The 7,215-nt window shown below is 41.0% G+C and carries 12 protein-coding genes; all 12 read right to left on the reverse strand.

Annotated features, from left to right (window positions below; genetic code table 11):
- Positions 1 to 21 precede the first annotated feature (21 nt).
- Positions 22 to 345: a hypothetical protein gene (locus C200_RS13190; protein WP_032126913.1), complete on the reverse strand. Its 324-nt coding sequence runs from the start codon at positions 343 to 345 to the stop codon at positions 22 to 24.
- Between the two features lies 1 nt (position 346).
- The gene (locus tag C200_RS13195) at positions 347 to 772 is read right to left on the reverse strand and encodes a phage tail protein (RefSeq protein WP_230383486.1); all 426 of its coding nucleotides are present in this window, start codon (positions 770 to 772) and stop codon (positions 347 to 349) included.
- A complete protein-coding gene (gp17, locus tag C200_RS13200) occupies positions 769 to 1,119 on the reverse strand; it encodes a tail completion protein gp17 (RefSeq protein WP_016211129.1) in 351 nt (116 codons plus the stop codon). The genes C200_RS13195 and gp17 overlap by 4 nt, the downstream gene beginning before the upstream one ends.
- Positions 1,116 to 1,511: an HK97-gp10 family putative phage morphogenesis protein gene (locus C200_RS13205; protein WP_016211139.1), complete on the reverse strand. Its 396-nt coding sequence runs from the start codon at positions 1,509 to 1,511 to the stop codon at positions 1,116 to 1,118. The genes gp17 and C200_RS13205 overlap by 4 nt, the downstream gene beginning before the upstream one ends.
- Positions 1,504 to 1,827 carry a phage head closure protein gene (locus C200_RS13210; protein WP_016211132.1) on the reverse strand — a complete coding sequence of 108 codons (324 nt, stop codon included), beginning with the start codon at positions 1,825 to 1,827 and terminating at the stop codon, positions 1,504 to 1,506. The genes C200_RS13205 and C200_RS13210 overlap by 8 nt, the downstream gene beginning before the upstream one ends.
- Positions 1,824 to 2,135: a head-tail connector protein gene (locus C200_RS13215; protein ID WP_016211137.1), complete on the reverse strand. Its 312-nt coding sequence runs from the start codon at positions 2,133 to 2,135 to the stop codon at positions 1,824 to 1,826. The genes C200_RS13210 and C200_RS13215 overlap by 4 nt, the downstream gene beginning before the upstream one ends.
- The gene (locus C200_RS15995; protein WP_016211131.1) at positions 2,132 to 2,287 is read right to left on the reverse strand and encodes a hypothetical protein; all 156 of its coding nucleotides are present in this window, start codon (positions 2,285 to 2,287) and stop codon (positions 2,132 to 2,134) included. Before C200_RS15995 ends, C200_RS13215 begins: the two co-directional genes overlap by 4 nt.
- 38 nt (positions 2,288 to 2,325) lie before the next feature.
- On the reverse strand, positions 2,326 to 3,660 hold the full coding sequence (locus C200_RS13220; RefSeq protein WP_016211133.1) for a hypothetical protein: 1,335 nt from the start codon (positions 3,658 to 3,660) through the stop codon (positions 2,326 to 2,328).
- Between the two features lie 120 nt (positions 3,661 to 3,780).
- Positions 3,781 to 4,974, reverse strand: coding sequence for a phage major capsid protein (locus C200_RS13225; RefSeq protein ID WP_016211140.1), 1,194 nt, complete (start codon positions 4,972 to 4,974; stop codon positions 3,781 to 3,783).
- A gap of 57 nt (positions 4,975 to 5,031) precedes the next feature.
- Complete coding sequence (locus C200_RS13230) at positions 5,032 to 5,688, reverse strand: head maturation protease, ClpP-related (protein WP_016211130.1); 657 nt, start codon at positions 5,686 to 5,688, stop codon at positions 5,032 to 5,034.
- Positions 5,651 to 6,892: a phage portal protein gene (locus C200_RS13235; protein WP_016211136.1), complete on the reverse strand. Its 1,242-nt coding sequence runs from the start codon at positions 6,890 to 6,892 to the stop codon at positions 5,651 to 5,653. The genes C200_RS13230 and C200_RS13235 overlap by 38 nt, the downstream gene beginning before the upstream one ends.
- Positions 6,889 to 7,215: terminase TerL endonuclease subunit (locus tag C200_RS13240; RefSeq protein WP_033923820.1), on the reverse strand; the 327-nt coding region annotated here is incomplete at its 5' end. The genes C200_RS13240 and C200_RS13235, both read right to left, overlap by 4 nt.

Here is a 7,215-nt window from a genome sequence, read left to right on the forward strand (position 1 = left end):
ACCGTCGCTCATGATCATGAGCTAGTTTTTTTTAAGATCGTGCGCTGCACTTTCATTAAAGCCATTCACTTCAACAATCGCATCGGTGATTTGTTTAATAACGCCGAGCGGTAATTCAGCCAGTTTTTTATATTCACTGACATCAAAGATTTTAACGCCTTGGTGGTCACACAAAGATAAGCAAATTAGTAATAAATTGGCTTCAGTTTCGCTTAAACTCGGATGCAGTTCTTGATAACGTTGTTGTTCGGCAATGGAGAGTTCTTTTACCTGTAATTCTAATTCGCCCAAAGTTACTGGGGCGGTTTTAAAGGCAAGATTAAATAAAGCATTACGGAGAGCCATTTTATACCTCATCACTTTGGACAATCACACTGGTCGGCTGCAAACTCACGCTCATGCTAATCACTTCACTTAGCGGGGCGATGATTTTGTGATTAGTGATCAAGGCGGTAAATTCATAAATCTGCCGTTTCGGTTGGGTGGCCAAAATAATTTTAAACTGGCGCTCTATGCCGGTATCATGATCACTAATTAAATTTTTCAGCTCACTATTGTCTTGGGCGACATTCATATCGAGCTGAATTTCATCATGATCTTTCAGGCCGAGCTTATATTTTTTCTGTGTACTGCCGTATTCGGTCACATCAATTTTATCGCGGCTCGATGAGATTTCACCGATGTTAGTAATATTGGCCAGTTTGACGTAATTGCCTGCATTATCACTGTCACGATAAATCTCTGAAAGGGCGCCGATAGACTCACTCATCATACAACTCCTGTTAAAGTAAAGGTTAAATTAGTGCGGTAGGTTTTGGTGTCCTGTTCATACTGATCTAGCTCTGATTCAAAGGTAATCAGCTGGATTTTTTCACTGTGATAGCCGTTTAATATTTCGGTGATACTGTCTTGCATGAGTTTGCATTCTTGATAGGTTTTAGCGATGCAACTTATTTGTATGGTTTTTTTCTGCAAATGCGCCTGAGCATCCAGACTATAACGTCGATCACCGCCAATTACCTGATACGTCACTGCGGGCAGTATTTGATTTTTAGGTAACATAATAGGGAACACCGGCCAGCCGGTACTGAGCAGCGCAAAATAGACATCTTCAATCATAGTTTTTGTTTTTTCAGCGCGAGGGTTAATGCATTTTTAAAAATATCGATGGATGTTTGCGCGTTATCATTCAGCGCCGGGCGAATAAACGGCCGTGCCGGTTGGTGACTGCTGCCATATTCTTGCTCGATAGCGTATTGAATTTTACGTGCAGGCCCCACCGTCACATTAACAATGGTTCGGCGGCCTTTGCCTTTTTTAGAACGCCGTTTAATTGACTCAGCTAAAGCGCCTGACTTTTGCGGTGCATTCGCTTTCATTTGTGCCTCAACCGGTTCCGCGGCTTTACGCAGGGCGCGACGGTTTAGGTTTCTTATTTTTTTCGGTTCTAAGGTTTTAAGTTTCTGCTCTAATTCACGTAAACCCTCAACAGAAAAACTCATTTTAGGCATGCAGCCACTCCCGACAGGCTAAAATAAGCTCACGATTACGCTCATCTGGATTAATCACACTTAAAATCTCCAAATAACGACCATCAAAAACAAGGCGCAACGACGGGGTAATATCAGATCGATAACGCAGGGTCACCGTTTGAGTAATTTCATGATAAAACTGTTGGGCGCTAAAGAGTTCCCGGCCTGCACTCGGACTGACCCGTGCCCAGACGGTAGTAATATCCTGCCAATAATCGACGGCTTCACCATAATTATTGGCACCGATTAAATTATTTTGTAAAGTCACGCGATGGCGTAACAAACTCGCTCTCATGCGCTTAAATGCCGATGTGGATTGAGTAAAAAATGGGTACTCATCGGCACCTCTTTCACCGTTAAAGTACTCGTTGATTCACGGTTTTCATAAAAGTGACCGGCAGACATTAAGATGGCAATTTCTATCGATTTATTAATTAACACACTGTTTTCAATCGTTTCCAAGTCATTTGTATTATTTACAATTGCACGGTCTAGATAGTCCTCGGCGGCTTGTAGGGCAGCGGCAAGAATAAACGCTAAATAATCATCTTCGTTATTATCTTCGATGCGTAGATGGCTTTTTAGGCGTGCTAAATCGATCATTTTGGTTTTTTCTTCGATGTTTTAACGTTAACTGCCTCAGCATCACCGTGCTTCATCATGGCTTTTGCGGTTTTGTCGGGTAAATCAATAATATCGCCGATATTATAAGAAATATTTATCCCGGCCCGAGGCACTAAGATTTTAACTTTCATAAAGTCCCTTTTACTTTTAAATTTGATTTAAATGTGAATTAAAACGATTTAAATGATGCTGCTGAAGCTTCTGCTGCCAGAGGGGGTGCTTCCTCCGCTCTGTCATAAAATAACAAGCTTGCTTCTCCTTGGCTGCGACTGACAAAATCATCGACTGCTTTATAAGCAGCCGCTTTTTGCGCATCACTATAAAAAGAAGGATCCGCACCTTCTTTTTTTATCCATTGGATTAAGGCTGTACATTTTTCATTTTGAGATATTGGGCGAGACCTAATGTTCCTTATTTCAAAAAGATTCATCTGTGGTAGAGTTTCAAATTTATAATATTCTTCTGGTACAACATCTGTACTGAGTAACCCTTCAGTTGTTTTTGTAATATGATTTCTATAACCCCAAAGATTTTTAAAGGAAGACGTTCCTCGAACTATAGGTGCTAACTGCAATGCTCGATTAAAAATTTCTTGTAAATCGGTATTACTAATGTCCATATATTTTTGGATAGCAAAGTCCAAACTATCTATTAGTGCTTGATAGCTCTTACCTTTTCGATTACTAGAGCTAGAATACCAATCACTCGATTTTGAAGCTATTCTTTCAATAAATAGCTTAAGGTCTTTCAACTGCCCCCATCGTTTGCTATCACAAATTAGATTAGTATCGATAGAGTTACGTCTACGACCTTGGGTAGAATATGTCTCTTTAGTAAAGAGCTTTCTGCTCTCTTCTTGGTAAGCTAGATTAAAATCCCTTAACAGTCTTTTTTCTGCGATTTTTATAGGTTGAGTTGTACCAAACGCTTCAGAATAGCCTTCTGTTTTAATTTCACCATCAAAACACTCTTCAAGATCAAACTGTTTTCCAAATTCTTTTGCATAGTTTATATGGCTTTTATAATTGGAAAGTTTGGTTGCCTTATAAATCCAGGTATCAACGATAATTGCATTTTCTAGTTCTGTTTTCTCACTAAGCTCTTTTATATTATCAGAAATATAAACATTTGATTTTGTTTGTTGGTGCAAACTTGATGATTGATGAATTAAGCAAAAGGCATGAAGAGGAGTTTTAATTACTGATATATAAACAGGTGCTTCAAATTTATTTAACATTGAGCCTAAGAAAGTACTAACTTCACTTAGTTCACTACAAAAACCAACTCTATGATCTAATGCTCTTTTTGCGTATGCTGAGGGAGCTTGCTCATCAATTTTACCACTAGTAGCATTAATCCCTTCTCTAATCGAGTATACTTTTTTATATCTTTCATCAAAAAAAGAATTTCCTGTCAACAAATAAAGGTTTTCTGAATATTTAATATTTCGGCGAACTGCTGTGACTAAGGCAGCACCAATTGCGAGTAACTGATTTGCATTCATGGCAATAATACCTTAAATGTATTAATGCCATGGTAATATTTTATAAATAAAAATAGTATATTAATTAATTATATAAAGTTTATTTATTAATAAATAAAGCATCTAATTTTTATTAATTTTTTAAGATACAGCTGTTTTAAGTTGTTTAATTGCCTCTGTCTCAAGCAATAAGGCATCCACACGCAACCACATTAAATAACCAACTTCACCGGTTTCAGCATAAAGCTCGTTCAATCGACGCAGCGAAATACCCCCACGATCAGCAATAATAAAATTAGAAAAATCACCGAACAAGGCGGCACATTTCCCGGCGGCGAGGGTGTCCATAAAGTCCGAGGTATTCACACGTTTACCACGTAATAAATCACCCTCACCGCTTTTAAAATCAGGCTGAATAATATACTGGCCATTACCATCTTTCATTTTTAACAATGAGCCATAAGTGGAGTCGTGCATAAGATAGGAGGCTTTACGGCGATAAGCAGCTTTGACCGAACTACGTAAATCTAAAATATTATCTAGAGTAATACTGGTGGGTGCGGCAGCGGTAACCCCCGTCGGTGCGACATTTAATAAGCCATTGGGTTTGCCGGTGCCGTCGCCAGTTAAAAAGGCTTTTTCTTGGGCTTCGCCAAAGCTGCGACCAAAGGAGTAAGCAATATGGGCACCAATATTAATCGCACTGTCGGCCAGTAATTCATCCGATATTTTCAACATCCGTGACAGCTTATAGGCTTTAATGGATTTTTTCTTAAAGGTATCATCGGTTGCGGTATGGGCGACGGCTTCACCGGTCCACGTCGCGGCTCCATAGCTGTCGGCCATGGGTAGATCAGTCGTTGAGCTGGTTTGAATAATGCGACACATTTGACGCATCACCGTCTGCTCTTCCAGAGCTTCGATTAAGGTGGTTTGTAGCTTCGTCGGCACTAAATAGCCGCCTTTATTATCCGTCCCTTCAACTTGTCCGGCACGAATATCAACCCCTGAGTTTTGCCCACGCATATAGGCAAAAAAGTTTTTTTCATATTCTTCGGTTGCAAGTGGGCTGGTGGCCTTGTTTTCAGTCGGTGATTGTACACTGGAGCGCAAGGGTTCAGAAGTTAATGTATTGAGCTCACGCTCTTGTGCTTCAACCTCTTCAGCTTTAGCAATGCGGTTTTTAATGTTTAATTGCTGGGTGTTTAAATCGTTATATTGCCCGTCTTCTTCATCGGTAAAACCACGGCTTTCGCTTTCTGCATGGTCCAGCATGGCGCGTTGCTTGTTAATGACTTCAGCGCGTTGTTGGGCAAGTTCATAAATATCAGGCATGAGTCTATTCCTCCTAGAATATTAAGAGCCTTTTAAAAAATTAAGTTTTAAGGAAAATTATAAAAGGGAGCGTTTAAGTGCGAGTTTATGGCGTTGAAGCGCGTTTACTGTATTATTTTCAGAATGTTTAATTAATGTTTGAGGAGTGTTTTTATATTGATTAGGTTTAACGTAGGCGGCAATATTCACAGCTTCGGTAATTTCATCAATAAAGCCATACTCTTTTGCTTCTGCTGCGGTCAACCAAGAAGTTTCATACATCATCGCTTTAATTTTATCGTCGGCTAAATTAGATTTTTGATGATAAATGTTTACTATTTTTGCTTCATTTTTATCTAAAATCTCAATGATTTTACTCAACTCTTCAGCATCACCCACCGCATAGGCCCAAGGGCGGTGGATCATATAAAAGGCATTATCGGCCATATGCACGGTTTCACCGGTAAGTGCAATAATGCTTGCCATAGAAGCCGCGAGGCTATCAATATGGGCAATAATCTTTGCCGGATGACGATGCAAGGCATTATAAATAGCAAAGCCATCCGTGACAGAACCGCCGGGCGAATTAATTCTTAAATTAATTTGCTCTACATCAAGCGCCTGTAACTCCATCACAAAACGTTTAGCTTCAACACCGTAATCACCGATGTAATCGTAAATATACACATCCGCGTGCTTATTTGCTTGTGCTTTGATCTGATACCAGTTGTTCATTATTTTGCTCTTCATCCTCACCGATGGGGGTCATATTTAACGGCCGGTAATAACGGTCCCCGTCTTCTATTGGGTTCATATTTTCTAGTTCACGAATATCATTCTGGCTCATCACCCCGATACTAAACATGCGATTATAAAAAGCCGCCCGAGCGGCCGTATCGCCACGTAATAAGCCCTCGATATTAAATTTTATAAAATATTTTTTGCGCTCATGGGCGAGTAATAAATCACGGCTAATACTCTGCTCTATTTTCACCAGCCACGGCACCAGGCTATGACGAACAAAGGCTAAATCTTGATGCTCAATATTGGAAAAAGTGGCACGTTCTAAATCAGCAATCATATGCGGCGGCACGCGGAAAATTCCACAGATTTCATTGCGCTGGTATTTGCGTGTTTCTAAAAATTGACTGTCTTCACTGCTCATGGTGAGCGCTTGCCATCTCAAGCCATTTTCTAAAACAGCGACCCCATTCGAGTTTTTACCGCCGTGGGCTTTTTTCCAAGACTCCGCTAGATTTTCACGGCCTTCTTTTTTAAGATGGCTATCTGTCGTTAAGATGCCGCTGGGGCGTGCACCATTGCCAAACAATTTTGCCCCATGTTCTTGTGTTGCCGCGGATAAGCCGAGTGATTCACGTTGTAAAGTAATGGGACTGCTGCCAATAATCCCATCACTGCCCATGGCATTGAGTCGCCACACTTGATCGTCACGTAGCTCATAGCTTTGACCATTTGAAATCGTGCTATAGATGAGTTTTTTTGTTCTTTCATCACGGCGCACCGTGGTGTTATCAGTGGGCAATTGGATTAATTCACGCACTCGCCCTGCACCATCGCGAATAATCTGACAATACGCATTACCACGTAAACATAAATGGCCGACGAGGTTTTCACGTAAATCAAAACTAGTGACTTCACCATTGGGTAGATCATGCAAGACAGAATATAACGGGTGATCTGTGGCCAAGGCTTTACCGCCGCCTGTTTCATAGCGATAAACATGCAAAGGCAAGGCGGCAATCGATTCAGCTAATACACGAATACAGGCATAAACCGTTGCTAAGCGCATGGCATTATCCGGGTGGATGCTTTGACCGCTAGCACTGATGGGCGCAGCATCTAAAAGCTCATAGCCACCATATTCGGTGCTCGGTTCAAGTTCCGTTGCTGCACCGAACCAGCGCTTAAATAACGTCATAAGATAAACAATTCTCTCTCGTTATAAATCGAGGAGTGATCTTCCCCAGCAATTAAACGCCCGACGGCCATTGCCGTGGCCACCATGCCGTCAATCTTCTCGGTGGATTTACGCTTAGAAGGTTTCATATTACCCGCATCATCTTCAACAACGACTAAATTCGAGGCCATCCAATTCAAAACTGGATTATTGTTGTGATGGAGCTTTGTTGAAATCACCAAACGCTCGAGTTCTTTTAATGCTGGGGTCATGGACTTAAATCCTTGCCGAAACTCGACCATATTCGCCCCTTCTTCAAGCAGATCATTGGCGAGCTGGGTGGC

This window comes from Piscirickettsia salmonis LF-89 = ATCC VR-1361 (assembly GCF_000297215.2).
Taxonomy (GTDB): Bacteria; Pseudomonadota; Gammaproteobacteria; order Piscirickettsiales; family Piscirickettsiaceae; genus Piscirickettsia; species Piscirickettsia salmonis.

Bases quoted from the DNA above. Each gene is read 5' to 3' on its own strand.
- C200_RS13205 (WP_016211139.1), bottom strand. From the start codon at position 1,511: ATGCCTAAAATGAGTTTTTCTGTTGAGGGTTTACGTGAATTAGAGCAG.
- C200_RS13235 (WP_016211136.1), bottom strand. From the start codon at position 6,892: ATGACGTTATTTAAGCGCTGGTTCGGTGCAGCAACGGAACTTGAACCG.
- C200_RS13225 (WP_016211140.1), bottom strand. From the start codon at position 4,974: ATGCCTGATATTTATGAACTTGCCCAACAACGCGCTGAAGTCATTAAC.
- C200_RS13195 (WP_230383486.1), bottom strand. From the start codon at position 772: ATGATGAGTGAGTCTATCGGCGCCCTTTCAGAGATTTATCGTGACAGT.
- C200_RS13220 (WP_016211133.1), bottom strand. From the start codon at position 3,660: ATGAATGCAAATCAGTTACTCGCAATTGGTGCTGCCTTAGTCACAGCA.
- gp17 (WP_016211129.1), bottom strand. From the start codon at position 1,119: ATGATTGAAGATGTCTATTTTGCGCTGCTCAGTACCGGCTGGCCGGTG.
- C200_RS13230 (WP_016211130.1), bottom strand. From the start codon at position 5,688: ATGAACAACTGGTATCAGATCAAAGCACAAGCAAATAAGCACGCGGAT.
- C200_RS15995 (WP_016211131.1), bottom strand. From the start codon at position 2,287: ATGAAAGTTAAAATCTTAGTGCCTCGGGCCGGGATAAATATTTCTTAT.
- C200_RS13215 (WP_016211137.1), bottom strand. From the start codon at position 2,135: ATGATCGATTTAGCACGCCTAAAAAGCCATCTACGCATCGAAGATAAT.
- C200_RS13210 (WP_016211132.1), bottom strand. From the start codon at position 1,827: ATGAGAGCGAGTTTGTTACGCCATCGCGTGACTTTACAAAATAATTTA.
- C200_RS13190 (WP_032126913.1), bottom strand. From the start codon at position 345: ATGGCTCTCCGTAATGCTTTATTTAATCTTGCCTTTAAAACCGCCCCA.